This is a genomic window from Hymenobacter rubripertinctus (assembly GCF_003583925.1).
GTDB classification, from domain to species: Bacteria; Bacteroidota; Bacteroidia; order Cytophagales; family Hymenobacteraceae; genus Hymenobacter; species Hymenobacter rubripertinctus.
Genome location: NZ_QYCN01000014.1, coordinates 45,930 through 68,530, shown reverse-complemented (window position 1 = coordinate 68,530; position 22,601 = coordinate 45,930). Strand labels below are relative to the sequence as shown.

The window sequence follows — 22,601 nt, the reverse complement described above, 5'->3', positions numbered from 1 at the left end:
GTATTTGTAGTTACTTGTCTGTACAGCTCCGGCAACGCTCCGCATTTCAAGCTGTAGTAGTTGGCTTAAGCTGCTTTTTTTCTCTTATTCCTTTTTCTGTATGACGCTCCTGATCTTTTTCGGAATTGCCCTGGCCACGGTTTTGCTGGCTTTTGATACCATCAACAATGTTAAGGCCATGCTCCGGCCCGAGCCCGTGCGGGTTCGCAACAACTAGTAGATTCCCGGCTCCGGCCCTGAACGCGCAAGAGGCCCCTGCAATTGCAGGGGCCTCTTGCGTAGCTGCTAATGGGTGCGTCGGTCAGCGGATGACGAGCTTGCGCATTTCGCTGGCGTTGTCGGCTTCCAGCTTCACATAGTAGAGGCCGTTGGCAAACTTGCTCAGGTCGAGGGTGCGGGTGTAGCGCTCGTTGAGCTCCGTCAGCGTTTCGCGGTACATCACCGTGCCGATAACGTTGAGCACGCGCAGCTCCAGCTTACGGCCTTCGAAGCCGTTGATGGCAATGTGCACGATGCCGGTGCTCGGATTCGGAAATACCAGCAAAGCCTTTTCTTCGCTCGGTTTGGGAGCCGGCCGGGCCGCCGCCTGGGCGTGGGCCCCGGATAAACTACTGGGCAAACCCACCGCTAAAAGAGCAAACAGGAAAAAAACGCGTAGGAGTGGCATCATAGTATACTTCTTTGGGAGGGCGGCGCAAGCGTGCCGGACGGACTATTCCTAACGACGGGCAAGGATTTAGGTTGACAAAAATACTAGCGCGGCCGGCTAAATCAGCAGAATATAATACTTCTTCGATGAAACCCTGTTCTTTCGGCTCACACTCACCTTTTTACCCTGCAAAATAAGTTGGACGTTGTCATTATAGGGGGGGGCTTAGGGGGCTTGTGCGCGGCACTGGATTTGCGCGGGCGCGGTCACGCCGTAACGCTGGTGGAGCGGCGGCACTACCCGTTTCACCGGGTGTGCGGCGAGTACGTTTCCAACGAGGTGCTGCCCTACCTGCGGCGGCTTGGCGTCGATCCGGCTGTGCTTGCGCCGGCCGTTATTACCCGGTTCGAGGTGAGTTCCCCGGCCGGCCGCCGGCTGCGCGCGCCCCTCGACCTGGGCGGCTTCGGCATCAGCCGCTACGTGCTCGATGAGTTTTTGTACCGGCGCGCGCTGGCAGTGGGGGTGCAGGTGGTGCAGGCCACCGTCAGCGACGTGGAGTTTGAGGCCGCCGCCGATGCCCACCATGTAGTGCTGGCCGATGGCCGCCGCCTGCCCGCCCGGGTGGTGCTGGGCACGTACGGCAAGCGCAGTGCCCTCGACCGGCAGCTGGCCCGCCCTTTCTTCACCCAACGCTCGCCTTACCTGGGCGTCAAATACCACCTGCGTTACCCCGACATGCCCCGCGACCTGATTGCGCTGCACAATTTCGCCGATGGCTACGCGGGCATCTCGGCCATTGAAGAGGACAAGTTCTGCTTTTGCTACCTCACCACCCGCCGCAACCTCAAGGCCCAGGGCACCATTGCGCGGTTGGAGGAACGGGTGCTGGCCCGCAACCCCCACCTGCGCCACATTCTGGCAACGGCCGAAGTGCTTTACCCGCAGCCGGAAGTCATCAACGAAATTTCCTTCGCGCCCAAAACCTGCCTGGAGCAGCACGTGCTGCTGGCCGGCGACGCGGCGGGCCTGATTACGCCCCTCTGCGGCAACGGCATGGCCATGGCCATCCACGGGGCCAGCCTGGCCGCTACCCATGCCGATGCCTTTCTGCGCCGCCAGCTTACCCGCCCCCAGCTGGAGGCTGCCTACACCGGCAGCTGGCAACGCGCCTTTGCCAGCCGCCTGCGGGTGGGCCGCACCGTGCAACGATTATTCGGGCAGCCGCTGTTGAGTGAGGTAGTGGTGAGTGGGCTGCGGCTGCTGCCCGGAGCCGTGCAGGGCCTGATGCGCCGGACCCACGGCCAGGTTTTCTGATCCTTCCCCGTTGAATTCAAGCGGTTTACCCGTTGAAATTCCATCATCCCGAATCCACCACGAAAAGCTGTAACCTTCGGGGTTGCTTTTTTACGTAAACTGCCTCTGATGAGTAGTTATTTGTGTGCCATTGGCACAGCCAACCCGCCCCACCGTATCCCGCAACTGCAAATTGCCGATTTCATGGCCAGCGCCCTGGAGCTGGACGAAAAAGGTACGCGCAAGCTGCGGGCCCTCTACCGGGTGTCAGGCATTGGGCAGCGCTACTCCGTGCTGCCCGACTACGCCCGGGCTAACGGGGAGTTCGAGTTTTTCCCCAACACGCCCGGGCTGGAGCCCTTCCCGTCGGTGGGCCAGCGCATGGCCGAGTACCGCCGCCACGCCCTGCCGCTGTCGGTGGCGGCCGTGCGCGCGTGCCTGGAGCAGCTGCCCGAGGTCGATTACGCCAGCATTACCCACCTGATTACGGTGAGCTGCACCGGCATGTACGCCCCCGGCCTGGATATCGAGCTGGTGGGGGCGCTGGGCCTTTCGGGGCACGTACAGCGTACGTGCGTGAACTTTATGGGCTGCTACGCGGCCGTAAACGGCCTGAAGCTGGCCGATGCTTTCTGCCGCGCCACACCCGGAGCCCGGGTACTGGTGGTGTGCACGGAGCTATGCACCCTGCACTTCCAGAAAAGCCAGCAGGACGACCACCTCGTGTCCAACGCCCTGTTCGGCGACGGGGCGGCGGCGGCCCTGGTGCAGAGTGCGCCCGCGCCCGCGCGGCCCAGCCTGGCCCTCACGGCCTTTCACTGCGGCCTGGAGCCCGACGGGCACGCCGATATGGCCTGGCACATCAACGACTTTGGCTTCGAGATGACGCTCTCCTCCTACGTGCCACGCATGATTCAGCAGGGCATCGGGCAGCTTACCCACCGCCTGCTGGCCGATTTGCCGGTGCGGCTGGCCGATATCCGGGCATTTGCCATTCATCCCGGCGGCCGCAAAATCCTGGAGTCCATTGAGCAGGCGCTGGGCCTGACCACCCACGACAACCGCTACGCCTACCAGGTGCTGCGCGACTACGGCAACATGTCGTCGGCCACGGTGCTGTTCGTGCTGCGCGACCTGCTGGCCGGTTTCACGGCGGCCGACGCGGGCGCCCCGGTGCTCAGTTTCGCCTTCGGCCCCGGCCTCACCCTGGAAGCCATGCTGCTGACGGTGGCCGTTGGCGAGGGGAAGCAGGTGGCGCAGGTGGCCAGCATGAAAAGCGCGGCCCCAGCCCCGGCGCTGGTCGCGTAAGCCCCCAGCTGCCGCTCAGGTCCCTCAGTATTGCCCTCAATGCTCACCTTAGTAAAACAGATGGCTGATTTGCGCGCTCGTTCCCATCAGGAAGAGCTGATGGATGACCTGACGCTGGCCTCGGAGGAATTGCGGCAGAACCTCGACGAGCTGGAAACCGTGAACACCTGGCTGGGGGGCTACGCGCCGGTGCTCGATGCCCTGGACCGCCTGCGCCCCCACTTGCCGGCCACCCGCCCCCTGCGCCTGGCCGACCTGGGCAGCGGCGGCGGCGACACGCTCCGCCGCATTGCCCGCTGGGCGCGCCGCCGGGGCGTGGGCGTGGAGCTGGTGGGCGTCGATGCCAACGCTTTCATGCTGGACTACGCCGCCGCCAAGTGCGCGCAGTACCCGGAAATCCGCTTCCAGCAGGCCGATATTTTCTCCCCGACCTTCCGGCAGCAGCCCTTCGACGTGCTCACGGCCAGCCTGTTCTGCCACCATTTCTCGGATGATCAGCTGACCACTATGCTGGCCCAGTGGCACCAGCAGGCCGGGGTAGCGGTCATCATCAACGACCTGCACCGCCATTGGCTGGCCTACCACAGCATCCGCTGGCTCACCCGGCTGCTGGGGGGCTCCCGCCTCGTTCGCCACGACGCACCCCTGTCGGTTGCCCGGGCATTCACCCGGCCGGAGCTGCAACGACTGCTGGCGGCGGCCGGCATCGGGCGCTACACCCTGCGCTGGCGCTGGGCTTTCCGGTGGCAGGTGGTGATCCTGAGTTAATGCCCCTCCGGGGCATGGGGGAACAGCTGCGCACGAAAAAACGAACAGGCCCCGCGGGCAAACCTGATTTGATGCCGGAGCCGCTTGCCTTACTCGCCAGCTACCAGCGCCTGCCAGGCCGCCACCGGATCGGGGGCTTGCCAGACGGCCCCGAGCACGGCGGCCCCGGCAAAACCGGCGGGCCGGATCAGGGGCAGGGTGCGGGCGCTGATGCCGCCCAGGGCCACCACGCTGGCGGCCGGCACTTCCCGCAGAACGGCCGTTACGGCCGGTAGCTCGAAGGCACTGGCATAGCCGGCTTTGCTGAGGCTGTCGAAGAGGGGGCTGAGCAAGACGTAATCGTAATCCGCCGCCAGGTTCCGCACCTCTGCCAGCGTGTGCAGGGCCGTGGAGAGGGTGCAGCCCCGGGGCAGCGGCGGCCGGCGGCCCGAGGCGCGGGCGGCGGCCGGGAGGTGGAGGCCACCAACGGCCAACTCCCGGGCCAGCTCGTGGTGGGCGTGCAGCACCACGCGGGGCAGCCAGGCGGCGGGCAGGGCCTGGAGCCAGGCAGCCGTTTGGGCGCGGGTCCAGGCGGGGCGGCGCAGGTGCAGGCGGGCGGGCGGAACGGGGGCCGTCAGGAGCTGCGCCAGAATGGTTTGCTCCCGCGGATGGGGCACGGGCGGCGTCAGCAGCAGCAACCCGAAGCCGGCGGGGCTCACGCGGTTTCGCCGCGCAGGCGGGCGGCGTAGGCTTCGGGCAGCAGGCGCAGCTTGCGGGTGTTGTAGTCGAAGCAGAGCATGCCGGTTTTGGCCCGCGCAATTTCGCGGCTGTCCTGGTTGTGCACCCAGTACACTAGGTCGAAGCCGTACTTGCCCAGGTCGGCGGCGCCCACCTGAATCCGGAGCGTATCGCCGTAGAAGCCCTCGCCCTTGTACTCGATGGCCACGTCGGCCATGATGTGGCCCAGGCCGGTGGCGGGGTCGAACTCGGGCTGGCCCAGGTGGCGCAGCAGCTGCACCCGCGCCTCGTGGAGCAGGCTGAGCAGGGCGTCGTTGCCCAGGTGAGCCCCGTAGTTGAGGTCGGTGATGCGGATGGGCAGCTCCAAGGTGAGCAGGTAGCGGTCGGGCAGGTCGATTCGGATGCGGGCCATAGGCCGGCAAGGTACGCACCGCCGCCCACACCGCGCCCGCTAAACGGGCGCGGCTTTGCCGGGGCAAACCGCTATCTTGGGCTACCGTGGCCGGGGCGGCCCGCCCGGCCCTAGCCGGTTTTTCTGTTCTCTTTCTGTATGCCTACCCCCCACCTGGAAGTACGCGCGACGGCCGATGGCTCCAGCACGCTTTTCGTTCCCGCCCTCAACGAGCACTACCACAGCACCCACGGGGCCTGGCAGGAAGCCCGCCACGTGTACCTGGCCGCCGGCCTCGAACCGGCCCTGGCCGCCGCCACCGGCCCGGTGTGGGTGCTGGAAATCGGGTTCGGCACCGGCCTCAACGCCCTGCTCACCCTGGAGCGCAGCCTCTCGGCCGCCCACCCCGTGTTCTACGACACCATCGAGAAATTCCCCCTGCCCTGGTCGGTGGTCGAGCAGCTCCACACCGAAACCTACCTGGGCCAGCCGGAGCTGCACGACTACCAGCACCAGCTGCACGCCGCCACCTGGGGCCGGGCCGCACTGCTCACCCCCCAGTTTGCGTTGCTCAAGCTGGCCGGCGAGCTGCAAACTACGCCCCTGCCCACCGATACCTACCAGGTCATCTACTTCGACGCCTTCGCCCCCGACAAGCAGCCCGATATGTGGACCGACGCCGTGTTTGCCCAGCTTTATCGGGCCACCGCGCCCGGGGGCTGCCTGGTGAGCTACTGCGCCAAGGGCTCGTTTAAGCGCAGCCTGCTGGCGGCGGGCTGGCAGGTAGAAAAGATTCCCGGCCCACCCGGCAAGCGCGAAATGATCCGGGCCTGGAAGCGGTAGCCGGAGCTCAGGCCGGCCATTTTACGTGGCCAGACCGGGCAGAAAGAAGTCCCTGCCCTTTGGAGCCATGGTCAGCTTATGCACCCCAAGCTGCCTTTAAATTTGTGGGGTAGGATAAAACCAGGACTGGCAACTAAGGCTGGCTCCCCCTCTCCATTTCATTCCGCGCATCAAGCGGCGTAGGGGGCCGGGGGGCGAGGTGAACGCGAGAACGGAAAGAGTACACTGACTCGGGAACCGCTCTAGGTGAGCGGGTCAAATTTCAGTTCGCTCCTGCCTGCTCCCACATCCTGCGTAAATGGCTGCCCTTGCAAGTCGAAAGTTACTGGGTACCGACGGGCCGGACTGGCGGCGGGGGCGGCTACTGGTCCACTATTTCCCCATATCGCAGCCACATAGCCAGCACACTCACTACCCCGGGCAGCATGGCGACCACGAATGCTGAGCGAGCTTCTGCGCTACCGGATGGGGTACTCTTCGGTTATGGACCACACGTTGGGCAGGTGGTGAGGGGCTATGGGGCACTATAAAAATACCCAGTAGTAGGTATATAAATTACTTACTATTTAATATAACTTTATCCCTACGTCTACTCGTCTCATTGATGGAGTGGATTCCCGCAGCTCCGTCGTCGTCCAGCACCCGTCGTTGCCTCGTCCTTGCCGCCGCAGTTTCGCCCGGAGCTTACCGCCAGTGGGGTGGGCTGATGGGCAGCCTTGGTTTGCGGACACCTGGCGGTTGCTGGCTCTTGAGTCCGTTGGCCCTCTGCAAGCCGCCGGCTTTGCCTCGTAGCCGCTCCCGGCCGTTTTTCTCATACACCCCCGTGCCCCATGAAAAAGCTCTTCCTCCTGCTGGCCGTTCTCATCAGCGCAGCCTCCCAGGCGCACGCCCAGCAACCCAATCTCTGCAACCTTGCCTTCAATACCCAGGCGCAGCTGGATGACTATGGCCGCACGGGGGGGTGCGTTATTGCCAACTCCCTGTCCATCAATGGGGGGTCCAACATCTACCCCGGCACCATCCGGCACCTGAATGCCTTGGCCCCGCTGCGGGAAGTAAATGGCGATGTAGTGCTCAACTTAGGCGACCTGACCGACCTCAACGGCCTGAAGAACATCACCCGCATCGGCGGCAATCTGACCATCTCCGGTGCCACCAGCCTCAATGGCATCGGGTTGCTGGCAAACAACGACCTGCTGGAAAGCTTGCAGACGGTGGGCGGCGACATCACGATCAACATCAACCCGTCCCTCGCCCTAATCTCCGGCTTCCTGCTGAAGCTGAGCAATGCAAAAGCGATTATTATCCAGGGCAACCCCAACCTGGTCGATGTCAGGGGGTTTGGGATGCTCTCCCGAAGTGGTTCCATCTACTTCGCCTCGAATCCCAAGCTGGCCGCCATTCAAGGCTTCAACAGTTTGTATACTATCGAGGGAACGTCCCGGGCAGCCGGGGCCCTGTACTTCACCGGGTGTCCTCAGCTGGAGATAATCGGGGGGTTCAACGCGTTGCACGACGTGGACCAGTTGTTTATCCAATCCAACCCGCTGCTGCGCGACCTGGCCGGTTTCAACAATCTGCGCCGCGTGCAGTATCTCAGCATCGGCAACAACGACCGGCTGCGTTCCATTACCGGGTTCAATAACTCGCTCCAGGCACTGACGGGAGCCGGCCAGGTTTCTATCAGTGGCAACGCCGAGCTGCGCACGATCAGCGGGTTTCGCGGCCTCCAGGCCACGAGCCTGAGCGTTAGCCGCAACCCCATGCTACAGGAAATCAGCGGCTTCAACAGCAGCCGGGTGGATGAATCGCTATACGTGACTGACAACGCGGGACTGGAAAAAATTACCGGCTTCCGCGACCTGGTTGCTCCCAAGTACCTGACCGTTTCACAGAACCCCCACCTTATCCTGCTCACCGGCTTTACGGGCGCGCGCGCGCCGCAGTGGCTGAATCTGACGGACAGCCCCTTGCTGACGTCCCTGCGCACGGGCTTCGCCTTCGCCGACTACTCTCCCCTGGCGAGCCTGTCCTTGGTCAGAAACACCTCCCTGGCAACGTGCGCCGAGCCCTGGGTGTGCCAGTACCTGCGCCGCAAGGGCCCGGCCACCATCACCGGCAACGGGGCCAGCTGCACGCCGGCCATCATTCTGCAAACCTGCACGCCCCCCTCTACTACCGATGTGGTCGTAGCCGGGGTGCAGGCTATCGGCGGTACTTACCGCAACGTCACGGTTACCAACACCGGGGTGGCCACGCTCAGCAGCCCCCTGGTAATAGATGGCACGCTCACGGTGCAGGGGGGCGGACTGCTTACCGCCTGCCAGCCCATAACCGGCACGGGCAGCTTCGTACTCGCCGCTGATGCCCGCCTGGTGGTCTGCGACACGGCCGGCCTCTCGGCTACCGGGGGCGAGGGGGCCGTGCGCGTGCTGGGCACCCGCAGCTACAGCCCGGAGGCCGATTACCGCTACGCGGGCACGCAGGCCCAGGCAACCGGCACGAGCCTGCCGGCGCAGGTGCGCCGGCTGGAAGTCAACAACCCCGCCGGCCTGATCCTGAGCCAGCGCCTGACGTTCACGGAAACCCTCACGCTGACCGCCGGCACGCTCACGACCACCCCCGACTACCCCCTGACCCTGCGCTCCGATGCCGCCGGCACGGCCCTGGTCGTCGCCGGCGGTGGCGTCGTCAGTGGCCCGGTTACGGTGCAGCGCTACGTGAGCCCAGCCCTGAACCCGGGGGCCGGGTACCGCCACCTGGCGGCCCCGGTGGGCGCTGTTACCGTCGCGGACCTGAAGACTGCCTCTTTCACTCCGGTGGTCAACCCCGCCTACAACACCGCCCCCGATCCGGCAGCGGTTACGCCCTTTCCTACCGTCTTTTTCTACGAAGAAGCCCGGCTGACCGGCCCCCGGCCCTTCGATGCCGGATGGGTTTCGCCCGACAGCCTGGCAACCCTATTGCCGGCCGGCCGGGGCTACCAGGTGCAGCTCGCCGCTCCGGCCACGGTGGATTTCGTGGGTCCGCTCACGAGCGGACCCGTAACCCAGGTGCTGGCCCGGGGCGCGGGCGCGGACGCCGGCTGGCACCTGGTAGGCAACCCCTACCCCAGCCCGCTGGATTGGAGCCGCGTGGCCGCCGCCGACCGCAACGGCCTCGACGCAGCCCTGTACGTGTGGCAGGGCACGGGCCCGACGACGGGCCGCTACCGGGTGCACGTGAACGGAATCGGGGCCTCCCCCGTGCTGGCCCTGGGGCAGGGGTTTTTCGTGCGCACCAGCACCCCGGGCCAGCCGGGTCGGCTGAGCCTGCACGACGCGCACCGGCTGACCACGCCCACTACCCTGCCCGTACTGCGCCCGCAAGCCGACCCGCGGCCCCAGGTAGCGCTGACGCTCCGCGGAGCCGGCGCGGCCGACACGGCCTACGTGTACTTTGAGGTGGGAGCCACGGCCGGCTTCACACCCGCCTACGATGCCCTGAAGCGCCCCAACCCCGGCAACCCCGGCCTCGCCACGGAGGCCGACAGCGTGGCCCTGGCCATCAATGGGCTGCCCGAGCTGCTGACAACCACCCGGGTACCCCTCCGGCTGGCCGTGCCCCAGGCGGGCAGCTACGCGCTGCAAGTGGCCCGGCTGGAGAATTTTGCCGCCGGAACCACCCTCTACCTGCTCGATACCCAGCGCAACACCCGTACTCTCCTGGCCCAGGGCACAGCCGTTGACTTCCCCCTGACAGGCACAGGCGCGCCGGACCGGTTCGCCCTGGAGTTCCAGCCTTCTCTGGTAACCACAACGGGACGCCCAGCCAGCAACCAGCTCCTGCGGGTGTACCCCAACCCCGCCCACCAACAGTTCGAGCTGCACCTGCCGCCGCACCCGGGGCCAGCCACGGCCACGCTCTACAACGCCTTGGGGCAAGCCGTACGGACGCAACCCGTGGCCGGCGACCAGGCAACAGTAGACACCCGCACGCTGGCAGACGGCGTGTATGTGCTCCGCGTCGTGACGGCCACGGCCAGCTTTACGCAGCGCGTAGTGATTGAGCAGTAGGACGACCCACCAACAGCAGCCCGGGGGCCGGGGCCGCGTGAGGCCGCCCTACCCGCACGGCCGACGGCGGGCTAACCGGCACCCGCTGCCCGGTTTTGGGAGGCTGCGTGGGGAAGGTTCAGGAGCGGGTTCAGGAGGAGAGTACGACAAGACCCGGGACCGCCGGCACCCTGCTTCCGCAGTGTGGCGGCCCCGGGCATACTACACCACCATGAAGCAGCGTTGTATGGGTATTTCCGGAAAACTGAAAATACCCATACACCTTTTTCCCGTTGCTATGCCTCGTCCTTCTCTTGCTTCCTCTCACCTGCTGGTGCGGCTGCGGGCCTGGTTTGGGCTGCGCCAGCCGGAGTTGGCGCTCTACCTGGGTCTGAGTACCATTCAGGTGCAGGGCATCGAAACCGGCCGCCGCCGCCTCACGCTGCCTGTCACGGAGGCGCTGCTGCCGCTGCTGGCCCACCTGCCCGCCCCCGACGCCGACGCGGCGGCCCCTACCGCCGCCCTGCCCCCCGACCAGCCCGCTCCCACCCCGGCCGACCTGGATTTCCGGCGGCGGGTATGCCAGCAACGGGCGGCCCGGCTGCGCACCCAGGCGGCCCGCCTCAGCCAGCAAGCCCACCAGGCCCACCGCTGGGCGCTGGTCCTGCCCGCGCTACTGGCCGCCCCCCCCGACCCCGACCCCGAGCGGGCCACCTGGCGCACCGGCTGGCTGCGGCGGCAGGCCCGGCCGCTATCGGCGGCGGCCGTCACGCGCTGGCACCTGCTGCAAGCCCAGGCCCAGGCCCTCGAAACCGAAGCCGCCGCCCTGACCGCCCTGCTGGCCACCGCGCTGGTTGAGCCGTTTCAGGCAAGCTAAAAACTAGCTCCCCTGCTCATCTGAGGAGGGGAGCTAGCTTTTAGTTGCCGTTCCAATACTATCACCTGCTCCGGCCAGCCGCTAAAAAATATTCCTGACTTGCTATACTAATCCGGCCGGTACGGCCGTTATCCGGGCAGTATTCACCTTTACCCCCTTTATTCTCATGGATTATGCCCCCCTCACTACCCGGGCTCTCTGCGACCAGGCCACGACCGAAGTCGACTTCGAGCTGGAAACCTTCACGGTCCGCGACGCCAGCCACGACCTGAGCGACAAGCGCGCCGAGCGCACCCAAACCAGCGTGGCCTCCCAGCTGGCCGTGGTGCAGGCCAAAATTGCGGTGGCCGACGCCATCCTGGCCGCCCCCGGCCTCGATGAAGCAACCATTGAGCAGCACACCGACGAGCGCGACGCCTACGTGGTGCAGCGCAAGAAGCTGGAGAAGCGCGCCCGCCGCGTCACCGGCCTCAGCGAGTTCCTCGCCGACGTGGACGCCGAGCAGAACGCCGCCCAGGTGGCGCTGCTGACTACCATCAAGGCCGGCATCAGCGCCCACCGCGCCACCCTGCCGGCCTAACCCGCCGCCGTTCCACAAGAAACCGCCCGCCACATTTGTGACGGGCGGTTTTTTTGTGATGATGCTTAAGATTTGCCCAAATAGGTAGTCGTTATTCCGACACCTAGCACTCTGCGGATTCGGTGATGGCCATCGCTACCTTCGAAGTGGGAGGCTGGTTGATGTAGCGGATAAGTTCAGAGGTGCCGGCCGGAGCCGGGGTAAGCGAATGTAAAATTTTCCCTCCTCTTCCACTGCGGAAGTGATCGAATGAAATCATATCTGCCCTCCTGCGCTCTGGAAATGCTTATGATGGGAAATAGGTGCTATATTGTTACCACACCACTAATACACACCGTTGCGGGCGACATTGATAATCTGAGTAAGCTGCTAAAAGACGAAACCATCAATATCCAGGGCCAGTAGTACTAAGACCAAGAACGGGTTTAAGCTGGCACAGAATATTTAATAATTCAATGAAGCCATAACACTGAATCTTTTTACTTTACTCACAAGATATTAACTCATAAAAAATAAATCATGCGTCAAAATCTTAGCGTCAAAAATATGAAATATATTTTAGATAAATTAAATGATTTAGGCAACGAAATAACAATATATCCCCTTAAATCAGAAGACCTTAGAAAATCATATTTAGAACTTTCTTTTTCTACTCTTGAGCTTTACTACCGTCAATGGTGCTCCATATATTCATCAATCATCATTGCCGACAAAGAAGTGGAATTAACTGATGAAGAAAGAAAAATCATAGAAGTTTTTGTAGCTACAAAAAGCGATACTACAACTTTTTATAGCCTTAGAAATAGCACAAATCGAAATTTACTAACAGAATCATGGTCTATATTTGAATTCTGTCTAACATATGTATGTGAGCAGTTATTCACCGACGAAATAATACATAGCTTACTAGAATACGATTACAAAGAGATTGAAAATATTTTAAATAAATATAATTTAAATCAATCTGATAGCAATAAAGTTAAAAAAATATTTTCTAGAGGTCATTTAACCCATGTTCCAGTAAGCAGAAAATATAATAAAATTTATTCTATATACAAAAACAACCATACAGGCAGCATTACTGACGACAAACTATTCTTAGAGTTTTATGGAAAATACAGAAATTGCATGCACACAAATTATATATATCATGGCAAAAGCAAGGAATATAGCTTCTTCGGTACAACATATTGGTTTAATGATGGTGAGGCTGTGGCTCATAGTAAAGAACCAGACATCACAGATATGTTCAACCTTGCGTTACATTTAAAAGACGTGTGTAAAAGATTATTTGATAGTATTGAGTATACAGACCTACTCAGATACCCTGAAGAACAAGTATTTCAACCTTAAAAACGCAAAAGCGGCGGCAGCCCCCAAGAGCTACCGCCGCTTTTGCGTTTACTGCCGGTTAGGGCGGAATTACATGTGAATCGCGCGGTTCTCGGTGGCGGCGAGGCAGGCTTCCTTCATGGCTTCGGCGTAGGTGGGGTGGGCGTGGCTCATGCGGGCCACATCTTCGGCCGAGGCGCGGAACTCCATGGCCGTTACGGCTTCGGCAATCAGGTCGGCAATGCGGGGGCCGACCATGTGGACGCCCAGGATTTCGTCGGTCGTTTTGTCGGCCAGCACCTTCACGAAGCCGTCGAGGTCGCCGGAGGCGCGGGCACGGCCGGAGGCGCGGAAGGGGAAGTTGCCGGTTTTGTAGGCCCGGCCTTCCTGCTTGAGCTGCTCTTCGGTGTAGCCCACGCCCGCCGCTTCGGGCCAGGTGTACACCACGCCCGGAATGAGCAGGTAGTTGATGTGAGGCTTCTGGCCGGCAATGGTTTCGGCCACGAATACGCCTTCTTCCTCAGCCTTGTGGGCCAGCATGGCCCCGCGCACCACGTCGCCGATGGCGTAGATGCCGGGCACGTTGGTTTGCAGGTGGGCATCGACCTTGATGCGGCCGCGCTCCTCCATTTCGATGCCGGCGGCTTCCAGGTTTACGCCCGCCGTGTAGGGCGAGCGGCCCACCGCCACCAGGCAGTAGTCGCCGGCTACCTTCACCTCCTCGCCCTTGGGCGTGGTGGCAGTTACCGTCACCACGTCGCCTTCGCGGGTGGCCCCGGTTACCTTGTGGCCGAGCATGAACTTGATGCCGATTTTGCCCAGCACGCGCTTGAGCTCCTTACCAATGCTGGAGTCCATGGTGGGCACCAGCGCGTCGGTGTACTCAATCACGGTTACTTCCGCGCCCAGGCGGGCGTAGATGGAGGCCATTTCGAGGCCGATAACGCCGCCGCCAATCACGATGAAGCTCTTGGGTACCTCGCGGATGTTGAGGGCCTCGGTGCTGGTGATGATGCGCTCCTGGTCCTGGCTGATGAAGGGCAGCACGGTGGGCTTGGAGCCGGTGGCGATGATGACGTTTTTGGTCTCGATCTGCTGCTCCTCGCCGCCGCCCGTGGGCACGATTTTGATGTGCGTTTTATCGACGAACGAGCCCAGGCCGTGGAGCACGTCAATCTTGTTCTTCTTCATCAGGTACACGATGCCGTCGGTGTTGGCCTTCACCACGCCGTTTTTGCGGTCGTTCATCTGGGGCATGTTCACCCGCAAATCGTTCAGCTCGATGCCGTGCTCCTGGAACACGCTGTGGGCGTTGTGGTAGTGCTCGGAGGAGTCGAGCAGGGCTTTGCTGGGGATGCAGCCCACGTTGAGGCAGGTGCCGCCCAGCGTATCGTACTTCTCGATGAGGGCGGTTTTGAGGCCCAGCTGGGCACAGCGGATGGCGGCCACATAGCCGCCCGGCCCCGAGCCGATGACGGTAACGTCGTATTGGTTCATAGGTAAGCGAGTGAATTCGGTGGAAATCAACTGGGCGCAAAGGTAGCGGTTGCGGCGGGGATGTAAACTGTCATTCCGACGCAGCAGGAATCCGGGTCAAGCCGTAGAACTGCATCGTTCGATGACTTGACCCGGATTCCTCCTGCGTCGGAATGCCAGCTACTCCACCAGCACCCCGATGTACTGGTTCCCGGTGTCCACCTCCAGGTTTTCCTTCGTCAGCCCCGGCAGGCTCACCGGCTGGAAGGTCGTGGTCAGGGGCAGGGCCACGAAACCGGCGGCGCCCCGCACCCGGATGCGGGCGGGCAGCGCGAAACCGGGCACCGCGGCAATCCAGCGGGCCAGGGGCGGGCCGGTGGCCGGGAAGCGCACCTCCAGCACCGGCAGGCTGGTGTGGCGCAGGTACTGGTCGAAGACGGGCGTGAGGGGCTGGCCGGTTTGCTGGTTGAAGTAGTCCACGATTTGCTCCGTGGTGACGGTCTGGTGGTAGAAGGTACGGGAGAGGCCCCGCAGCAGCGCCCGCCACCGGGCGTCGTCGGGCACGTAGCTGGTGCGGATGAGGTGGAGCAGGTTGCTGCCCTTATCGTACATGTCGGAGGAGCCCTCCTCGTTCACCTCGTAGGGGCCGATGATGGGCGCATCGTGGCGGATGTTGCGGCGCTGGCCGTGGAGGTACTGGCGGGCGGCCTCCTGGCCGAACTGGCTTTCCACGAACAGGGCCTCCGAGTAGGTGGTAAAGGCCTCGTGAATCCACATATCGGCAATGTCCTGGCTGGTGATGCTGTTGCCGAACCACTCGTGGCCGCTTTCATGGATGATGATGAAGTCCCACTTCAGACCCCAGCCGGTGCCCGAACGGTCCTGGCCCCGGTAGCCGTTCTGGTACTCGTTGCCGTAGGCCACGGCGCTCTGGTGCTCCATGCCGAGGTGGGGCGTTTCGATGAGCTTATAGCCATCCTGATAGAAAGGATACGGCCCGAACCAGTATTCCATGCTTTTGAGCATGGGCTGCACGTTCGCGCCGAACTGCTTTTTCGCTTTGCCGATATTCTCGGGCAGTACCCAGTAATCGAGGCTGAGCGGCCCCAGCTCGCCGGCGTAGGTATCCTGGAAGTGGGCGTAGTTGGCCACGTTCAGGGCCACATCATAGTTGTTGATGGGGTTGCCCACGAACCAGTCGAAGCGGGTGGCCCCGCCCTTGAGCCTGGTAGTGCGGCGCAACCGGCCGTTGGATACATCGGTCAGGCCTTTGGGCACCGTCACGCTGATGAGCATGGAATCCACCTCGTCGGCCTGGTGGTCTTTGCAGGGCCACCAGATGCTGCCCCCCACGCCCTGGCAGGCCGTAGCCACCCAGGGCTGGCCCCCGGCGTGCGCGGCAAACACGAAGCCCCCGTCCCAGGGCGCGTTTTCGGCCACCGTGGGCCGGCCCCCATAGTACACCGTGAAGGCGGCGCGCCGGCCCTGCCGGATGGTTTCGGGGAAGGTGACGAATACGGCGTTGAACTCGCGGGTGAAGGGCAGCGGCTGGCCCTCGTACTCCACTTTCTCCACGGTCAGGTTGGCAAACAGATCGAACTGCAAACGGGTAAAATCCCGGGTGGCCGTGAACCGGAACTCGTTGGAGCCCCGGATGGCGCGGCCGGCCACGTCGAGGCGCACATCGAGGTGGTAGTAGTTGATATCGTAGCAGGTGCGCAAAGCCGTGAGGTGGCCCCGGAGCGAATCGGCGCGGGTGAAGGTAGGGGCCGCTTGCAGCAGCTGGGCCGCCACGGGCCGGGAGAGGCCGGGCAGGGCGGCCAGCAGCAGAAGAATGGAAAGGCGCACGGGGAAGGCGAGTGTGGTGGGCTGGCAAAGAACGGGGCTGGCGGGTAAACGCCGCGTGCACCGGAGCACGCCGTGGCGCGAAAGTCCGTTGCGCGACGAGTGGAGCGAGTTCCGGGGCAGCGGGACGCCATGCCGGTCTGGCCGGCAACGTTTCTGCCAGGGCTGCCGACTACGTGGGTTTCAGTGGGGATACTCGCCGTGCTCGTCGCGCAACGAACTTTCGCGCTACGGCTTGTTCGGGCGTACCTTCGCGGCAGCTTTTACGCGCTTCATGCTCCCCACCTCCTCCCCCGCGCCCTCCCGGGCGGCCATTCTGCTGGCCTTTGCTTCGCTCTACATTATCTGGGGCTCCACCTACCTGGGCATCCGGTTCGCCATCGATTCCATTCCGCCCCTGCTGATGGCGGGCACCCGCTACGCGCTGGCGGGGCTGCTGCTCTACGGCTTTATGCGCTGGCGGGGCGAGCCGGCCCCTACCCGCCAGGGCTGGCTCACGGCCTTCATCATCGGCACCTGCCTGCTGGGCTTCGGCAACGGGGGCGTCACGCTGGGCGAGCAGTACCTGCCCACGGGCCTGACGGCGCTGCTGGTAGCCACGGTGCCCATGTTTCTGGCGGTGCTGGGTTGGTGGAGCGGTATTTCGCAGCGGCCCCGGCCCCTGGTGGCGGTGGGGCTGGCCATCGGGCTGGGGGGCGTGTACCTGCTGGCCCGCACGCCCGGGGCAAGCCACGTAGCCAAGCCCGGCCACGAGGCCCTGGGCATGGGCCTGGTGCTCACGGCGGCCCTGGTCTGGGCCATTGGCTCGCTCTACTCCAAAAACCACCAGCCGGCCCCCTCGCCCTTCCTCTCGGGCGGCATGCAGATGCTCTGCGGCGGCCTGCTGATGCTGCTGGTGGGCCTGCTGCGCGGCGACGCCACCGGCTTCCACTTCAGCCAGGTCACCACCACGTCCTGGCTGGCCTACATCTACCTGGTCACGTTCGGCAGCATCGTGGGCTTCACGGCCTATATCTGGCTGCTACGGGTGGTGGAGCCGGCCCTGGCGGGCACCTACGCCTTCGTGAACCCGGTGGTAGCGGTGCTGCTGGGCTGGGCCTTCCTGGGCGAAGTGCCCGGCCCGAAAATGCTGGGCGGGGCGGCCCTGATTACCGTGGCCGTGGCCCTGGTGGTGCTGGGCGGCCGCAAGCGCAAAGCCTGACCCGGCTGCCCACCGCAATAGCCCGGGCCGTCCCCCGGCCCCGGGGTGCCCGTGCGTTGTTGGGCGGGCTCTGCCCGCGGGGCTATTCAGGTGCGCGCCCCCGGGACTACGCCCTGCTGCCCGGGCCGCTGCAAACCAATTCTTCTGGTACTTTTGACGCCGCACGCTGCCCGGCCAGCCCCACAACGGCAGGCCGCTGGCGCGTACCAGTGAGGGTGGCGACGGAGCGGGGCGCAACCTCACTTCGCCGGTTGCTGTCCTTGCCTCCGCCGGCCCGCCGGCTGCCGGAATACCTGGCACCCTGGGCCTGCCCAGAGCAGCCGGCCAAACGCCAGCCGGCCACCATTATCGACACGTTAGGGACAGGGGCAGCCCGAGCGTACTGCCTGCATTGAAAACACCCCACTTACCCGCAAGAACTCTATGCGCCAGTTGATTACCGGTGAACCTGGTTTATATTTTTTAGCTACTACTCATCTGCCAACCCACGGCCAACATCCCGCAAATCCTTATCCGTTGTTTTGCAGGTGGCTGGCGTGCCTGCTGGCTTTCGCCCTGTTCCAGCTCCCCGTCCACGGCCAAACCACCCCTTCGGCCCTATTGCCCGCGGCGGACACCAGCACTGTTTTGCGGCTCTACGACGATGCCTTCGGGGCTCATTCGCAATTGTATAATGGCCCTGAATACGTGGAGTACGCCAAACAAGGCAGCCGCCAGATTGGCCACCCTTTTTTTCTGATTCCGGAAGTCCAGCCCGGCACCGTGCACTACAACGGCCACCTGTTTCAGCAAACGCGCTTAAAATACGATGCGCTATTAGACCAGGTAGTTCTGGCGCAGAACACCAGCCCGCTACTGGTGCGTTTGGTTGATGAAAAACTAACGTATTTCACGATAAACAACCATTACTTTATCCGGATACTAGCCGATAGCAGCGCAAAAAACACGTTGGCGACTGGCTATTATGAAGTCCTGCTCCGGGATAAGCCCATCAGCGTTCTGGCCCGGCGCGCCAAAAAAATACAGAAGAACATCGCCAATCAAACGGTAATCATAGAATACCTTGCGGATGAAAAATTATTTGCCAGAAAAGATGGCCGTTACTATCCGATTCGCTCCAAGCGTTCGGTCTATAATTTATTTAAAGACCATATTTCGGAGGTTAGAATTTACATGCGCAAAAACAAACTAAAGCTCAAGAAGAAAAGCTTCGAGAGTGATTTTCTCGCATTAAGTAATTTTTACAACAGCCTGCTGCTGCCCTAGCCTTTTGGTTAACCTATTCAGCCCTACACCCATCAATAATCAGGCAGCTGCGCCCGCATGAGAATTATCTACCTTCTTTTACTAGTGCTGCTTGCCAACGGAAGCGGTTACGCTCAGCAGGCCGGCCCCAAAACCGTTACCGGCGACTTCCGGCACCTGCCGTTCGGGCAATTCGTGCACGAGCTGGAGATTCAGACCGATTATCGTTTTTACTACGACGCGGCCCAGCTCGACACGTTCCGGGTGAGTGTGCAGGTGCGCGAGCAGCCGGTAGCCACCGTGCTGGAACGCGCCTTCCGGAATACGCCTTTTCACTTCGCCTTCGGCCACGAGCGGTGGGTGTTCATTACAACGGCCCCGGCCCCCGACCTGCAACTGCCCAGGGCCTTTTTCCGGCCGGTGGGCTCGCCCCCCGATGCGCTGGCGGCGACGCCTGAGGCCACGGCTCCGGCGGCCGCTCCCGGCCGTTCGCGCTACGTGAGTGCGGCGGAGTACCAGGTGCACGAAATAGGGCTGGGCGGCGGCAGTGGCCCCGTCACGCTGGCCGGCCATATCAAGGAGCTCAAATCGGGGGAGCCCGTGGTGGGGGCCACCATCTTCAGCGAGTCGCCGAGCGTGGGCACCAGTACCGATCAGTTTGGGTTTTACTCGCTCACGCTGCCGGCCGGCCGCTACACGCTGAAGGTGCGCAGCGTGGGCAGCAAGAACACCCAGCGCCAGGTGATTCTCAAAGGCAGTGGCCGCCTGGAGATTGAGGTGGAGGAAGACATTACCACCCTCAAGGAAGTCGTTATCGAAGGCGAGAAAGACAAGAACGTATCGGGCATGCAGATGGGCCTGGAAAAGCTCGACATCAAAACCATGCGCCAGGTGCCCACGGCCTTCGGCGAAACCGATATTCTGCGGGTGGTGCTCACGCTGCCGGGGGTGAAGTCGGTGGGCGAAGGCAGCACCGGCCTCAACGTGCGGGGTGGCAACACGGACCAGAACCTGATCCTGTTCAACGACATGACCATTTACAATCCGTCCCACCTGTTCGGGTTCTTCTCGGCCTTCAACCCCGACATTTTGCAGGGCGTGGAGCTCTACAAAAGCGCCATTCCGGCCAAGTACGGGGGGCGGCTGTCCTCGGTGCTCGATATTTCCAGCCGCGAGGGCAACAAGAAGAAGTTCAGTGGGGCGGGCGGCATCGGGCCGCTCACCAGCCGGCTCACGCTCGAAGGCCCCATCATCAAGGATAAAAGCTCGTTTCTGATCGGGGGCCGGGCCAGCTATTCCGACTGGCTGCTGCGGCGGCTTTCCAACAAGGCCTTTCAGCGCAGCTCGGCCGCCTTCTCGGACCTGAGCGCCCACCTCAGCCACGAAATCAACGAGAAGAACACGGTGTACGCGACCGGTTACCTGAGCACCGACCGGTTCCGGCTGGCCAGCGACACCACCTACCAGTACCTCAACAAAACGGCCAGCCTGAAATGGCGCCACAACTTCAACAACCAGCTCTACGGGGTGCTGACCGGGGCCTATACCCACTACGACTACGACATTACCAGCGAGCAGAATCCGGTGAATGCCTCCCGGCTCCAGTACGCCATCAACCAGACCAGCGGGCGGGCCGATTTCAGCTACTTTCCTAACCCGAAACACTCCCTCGATTTTGGCGTGAGCACGCTGCTCTACCAGGTGCAGCCGGGGGCGCTGCGGCCGTTGGGGGAAGAGTCGCTGATCCGGCCCAACGTGCTGGCCCGGGAACAGGCGCTGGAAAGCGCCCTCTACCTCTCCGACCGCATCGACCTGACCCAGCGGCTGTCCGTTTCGCTGGGCCTGCGCTACTCGCTCTACCATGCCCTGGGTCCCCGCACCGTGTACGAGTACGCCCCCGGCGAGTCGCGCACGGAAAGCACTATTCTCGATACCGTTCGCTACGCGGCGGGCAAAGTGCTGGCCACCTACCACGGCCCCGAGTACCGGGTGTCGGCCCGCTACTCGCTCTCCGATAATGCCTCGGTGAAGTTCAGCTACAACCGCACCCGCCAGTATATCAGCCAGCTCACCAATACGGCCTCCGTTTCGCCGGCCGACACCTGGAAGCTGAGCGACGCCAACATCCGGCCCCAGGTGGGCGACCAGGTGTCGGTGGGCTACTACCGCAACTTCAAATCCAACACCATCGAAACATCGGTGGAGACCTACTACAAGTCCTTGCGCGACTTCGTGGACTACAAGAGCGGGGCGGTGCTGCTGCTCAACCCCCACATCGAAACCGACATTGTGAATGCCCGGGGCAAGGCCTACGGGGTGGAGCTGATGGTGAAGAAGCTGACCGGCAAACTCAACGGCTGGATCAGCTACACCTACTCCCGCGCCCTGGTGCGCATCAATGCCGGCACGCCCGCCGACCAGATCAACGGCGGCACCTACTACCCCAGCAACTTCGACAAGCCCCACGACGTGACGCTGATTGGCAACTACCGCTTCAGCCGCCGTTTCAGCACCTCGCTCAACTTCACCTACAGCACCGGCCGGCCCATTACGCTGCCCATTGCCAAGTACTACGCCGGCAACTCGTTGCGCGTGTTCTACTCCGACCGCAACGCCTACCGGGTGCCCGACTACCTGCGGGCCGATTTTGCGCTCAACATCGAGGGCAACCATAAGGTGAAAAAGCTGGCCCACAGCTCCTGGACGCTGGGTGTTTACAACCTGACCGGCCGCCAGAACCCGTACTCCATCTATTTCAAATCGGAGAATGGCCAGATTAAGGGCTACAAGCTTTCCATTTTTGGCCGCCCCATTCCTACGCTCACCTATAATTTCAAATTCTAGATGAAGATGTCCCTTGTGTTTCACCGGCTGTCCTGGCTCGGCGTGCTGGTGCTGGCCTGGCTGGCCGGCAGCTGCGTGGAGCCCTACGCCCCGGCCATCGTGAGTGCCCCGCCCAGCTACTTGGTGGTGGATGGGTTTCTCAATGCCCGGGGGAGCACCACCATCCGGCTTTCGCGCACGACGGCGGTGGCCAGCAAAACGGCCCCGCCCGCCGAAACGAAGGCCAAACTGTTCATTGAGCAGGAGAATGGCCCGCGCTATCCGTTGGCCGAAACGGCGGCGGGCACCTACGTTTCGGCCACGCTGACCTTTGACGCGGCCCGCCGCTACCGGCTGCTCATTGCCACCCAACGGGGCCAGGACTACGCCTCGGACTTTGTGGCGGTCAAGCTATCGGTGCCCGTCGATGAGGTGAGCTGGAAGCCCGAAACGGACGGCGTCAGGGTGTTCGTCAGCACCCACGACGACACGCGGGCCTCGCAGTATTACCGCTGGGAGTACGAGCAAACCTGGGAAATCCGCCCCCCCTACCAGCCCCTGATCGAGTACGACAATGCCCTCAACGAGCTGCGGGATATCCGGGTGCGGTACCCGCTCAGCTGCTGGGTCAGCGACCAGTCGAACCGGATTCTCATCAGCAAAACCACTCCCCTGGCCAAAGACGTGGTCAGCAACTTCCGGGTGCAAACCCTTTCCCCCGACTCGCCCCTGCTGGCCGTCCGCTACAGCATTCTGGTGCGCCAGCACGTGCTCACCCAGGCCGAGTATGGCTACTGGGAGCTGCTGCGCCGCAACACCGAAAGCATCGGCACCTTGTTCGATCCGCAGCCGGCGCAAGTGGTGGGCAACATCTCGAATCTGCGCAACCCCGACGATTTGGCCCTCGGCTTTGTGGGCGCGCACTCCACCACCGAGCAGCGCCTGTTCATCGCCCAGCCCGAACTGCCCAGGGGCTGGGGGCGGCGCTCCGGCTACGAGAGCTGCGTTCCGCCCGACACGGTGTACGTTACGCCGCCCAAGACGGAGCTGGCCGACGTGCCGGCCAAACTGAAGTCGTCCTTCGGCAACCCGGGCTTTCTGCCCATCGACAGAGTGTATAGCGATATGGGAGTGGTAATCGCCTACATAGCCAAGGCCAAGGATTGCGTGGACTGCCGGGAACGGGGTTCGGCCGTACGCCCATCATTCTGGTAATCAC

At 62.8% G+C, this 22,601-nt stretch carries 17 protein-coding genes; 12 read left to right on the top strand and 5 right to left on the bottom strand.

Annotation, left to right across the window (positions count from 1 at the left end; genetic code table 11):
* Positions 1 to 301: 301 nt before the first annotated feature.
* Positions 302 to 670 (bottom strand): T9SS type A sorting domain-containing protein, encoded by a 369-nt coding sequence (locus D0T11_RS10785; protein ID WP_119655802.1) that lies wholly within the window; start codon positions 668 to 670, stop codon positions 302 to 304.
* A 177-nt stretch (positions 671 to 847) separates the two neighbouring features.
* On the opposite strand from D0T11_RS10785, the gene D0T11_RS10780 reads away from it, so the two are divergent.
* The 3 genes from D0T11_RS10780 to D0T11_RS10770 all read left to right on the top strand — a co-directional run bounded on the left by D0T11_RS10780 (position 848) and on the right by D0T11_RS10770 (position 4,018).
* Entirely contained in the window at positions 848 to 1,963 is a 1,116-nt protein-coding gene (locus tag D0T11_RS10780; RefSeq protein WP_119655801.1) for an NAD(P)/FAD-dependent oxidoreductase, read from the top strand.
* 108 nt (positions 1,964 to 2,071) lie between these two features.
* Positions 2,072 to 3,250, top strand: coding sequence for a type III polyketide synthase (locus D0T11_RS10775; RefSeq protein ID WP_182888345.1), 1,179 nt, complete (start codon positions 2,072 to 2,074; stop codon positions 3,248 to 3,250).
* 60 nt (positions 3,251 to 3,310) lie between these two features.
* Positions 3,311 to 4,018, top strand: coding sequence for a methyltransferase domain-containing protein (locus D0T11_RS10770; RefSeq protein WP_119655859.1), 708 nt, complete (start codon positions 3,311 to 3,313; stop codon positions 4,016 to 4,018).
* Positions 4,019 to 4,107: 89 nt separating this feature from the next.
* Here the strand turns inward: D0T11_RS10770 and D0T11_RS10765 are convergent, their stop codons facing one another.
* Together D0T11_RS10765 and D0T11_RS10760 are read right to left on the bottom strand one after the other, a co-directional pair.
* The gene (locus D0T11_RS10765) at positions 4,108 to 4,716 is read right to left on the bottom strand and encodes a thiamine phosphate synthase (protein ID WP_182888344.1); all 609 of its coding nucleotides are present in this window, start codon (positions 4,714 to 4,716) and stop codon (positions 4,108 to 4,110) included.
* Complete coding sequence (locus D0T11_RS10760; protein WP_119655799.1) at positions 4,713 to 5,147, bottom strand: acyl-CoA thioesterase; 435 nt, start codon at positions 5,145 to 5,147, stop codon at positions 4,713 to 4,715. Before D0T11_RS10760 ends, D0T11_RS10765 begins: the two co-directional genes overlap by 4 nt.
* A gap of 138 nt (positions 5,148 to 5,285) precedes the next feature.
* Between D0T11_RS10760 and mnmD the strand changes: the two genes are divergently transcribed.
* From mnmD to D0T11_RS22110, 5 genes are all read left to right on the top strand, one after another.
* Positions 5,286 to 5,969: a tRNA (5-methylaminomethyl-2-thiouridine)(34)-methyltransferase MnmD gene (mnmD, locus tag D0T11_RS10755; RefSeq protein ID WP_119655798.1), complete on the top strand. Its 684-nt coding sequence runs from the start codon at positions 5,286 to 5,288 to the stop codon at positions 5,967 to 5,969.
* A gap of 830 nt (positions 5,970 to 6,799) precedes the next feature.
* The gene (locus D0T11_RS10750) at positions 6,800 to 10,024 is read left to right on the top strand and encodes a T9SS type A sorting domain-containing protein (protein ID WP_119655797.1); all 3,225 of its coding nucleotides are present in this window, start codon (positions 6,800 to 6,802) and stop codon (positions 10,022 to 10,024) included.
* A 277-nt stretch (positions 10,025 to 10,301) separates the two neighbouring features.
* Entirely contained in the window at positions 10,302 to 10,880 is a 579-nt protein-coding gene (locus D0T11_RS10745) for a hypothetical protein (RefSeq protein WP_147374616.1), read from the top strand.
* A gap of 166 nt (positions 10,881 to 11,046) precedes the next feature.
* The gene (locus D0T11_RS10740) at positions 11,047 to 11,460 is read left to right on the top strand and encodes a hypothetical protein (RefSeq protein WP_119655795.1); all 414 of its coding nucleotides are present in this window, start codon (positions 11,047 to 11,049) and stop codon (positions 11,458 to 11,460) included.
* 519 nt (positions 11,461 to 11,979) lie between these two features.
* Complete coding sequence (locus D0T11_RS22110) at positions 11,980 to 12,813, top strand: hypothetical protein (RefSeq protein ID WP_147374615.1); 834 nt, start codon at positions 11,980 to 11,982, stop codon at positions 12,811 to 12,813.
* 69 nt (positions 12,814 to 12,882) lie between these two features.
* On the opposite strand, the gene lpdA is transcribed toward D0T11_RS22110, so the two are convergent.
* The gene (lpdA, locus tag D0T11_RS10735) at positions 12,883 to 14,289 is read right to left on the bottom strand and encodes a dihydrolipoyl dehydrogenase (protein ID WP_119655794.1); all 1,407 of its coding nucleotides are present in this window, start codon (positions 14,287 to 14,289) and stop codon (positions 12,883 to 12,885) included.
* A gap of 159 nt (positions 14,290 to 14,448) precedes the next feature.
* Positions 14,449 to 16,116 carry a M1 family metallopeptidase gene (locus tag D0T11_RS10730; protein ID WP_119655793.1) on the bottom strand — a complete coding sequence of 556 codons (1,668 nt, stop codon included), beginning with the start codon at positions 16,114 to 16,116 and terminating at the stop codon, positions 14,449 to 14,451.
* A gap of 271 nt (positions 16,117 to 16,387) precedes the next feature.
* Here D0T11_RS10730 and D0T11_RS10725 point away from each other — a divergent pair, with 271 nt between their 5' ends.
* The 4 genes from D0T11_RS10725 to D0T11_RS10710 all read left to right on the top strand — a co-directional run bounded on the left by D0T11_RS10725 (position 16,388) and on the right by D0T11_RS10710 (position 22,597).
* Positions 16,388 to 17,314 (top strand): EamA family transporter, encoded by a 927-nt coding sequence (locus tag D0T11_RS10725; RefSeq protein WP_182888343.1) that lies wholly within the window; start codon positions 16,388 to 16,390, stop codon positions 17,312 to 17,314.
* Between the two features lie 423 nt (positions 17,315 to 17,737).
* Positions 17,738 to 18,580 carry a hypothetical protein gene (locus D0T11_RS10720; RefSeq protein WP_147374614.1) on the top strand — a complete coding sequence of 281 codons (843 nt, stop codon included), beginning with the start codon at positions 17,738 to 17,740 and terminating at the stop codon, positions 18,578 to 18,580.
* 57 nt (positions 18,581 to 18,637) lie between these two features.
* Positions 18,638 to 21,403 carry a TonB-dependent receptor gene (locus tag D0T11_RS10715; RefSeq protein ID WP_119655790.1) on the top strand — a complete coding sequence of 922 codons (2,766 nt, stop codon included), beginning with the start codon at positions 18,638 to 18,640 and terminating at the stop codon, positions 21,401 to 21,403.
* Positions 21,404 to 22,597 (top strand): DUF4249 domain-containing protein, encoded by a 1,194-nt coding sequence (locus D0T11_RS10710; protein ID WP_245990740.1) that lies wholly within the window; start codon positions 21,404 to 21,406, stop codon positions 22,595 to 22,597.
* The last annotated feature ends 4 nt before the right edge of the window (positions 22,598 to 22,601 follow it).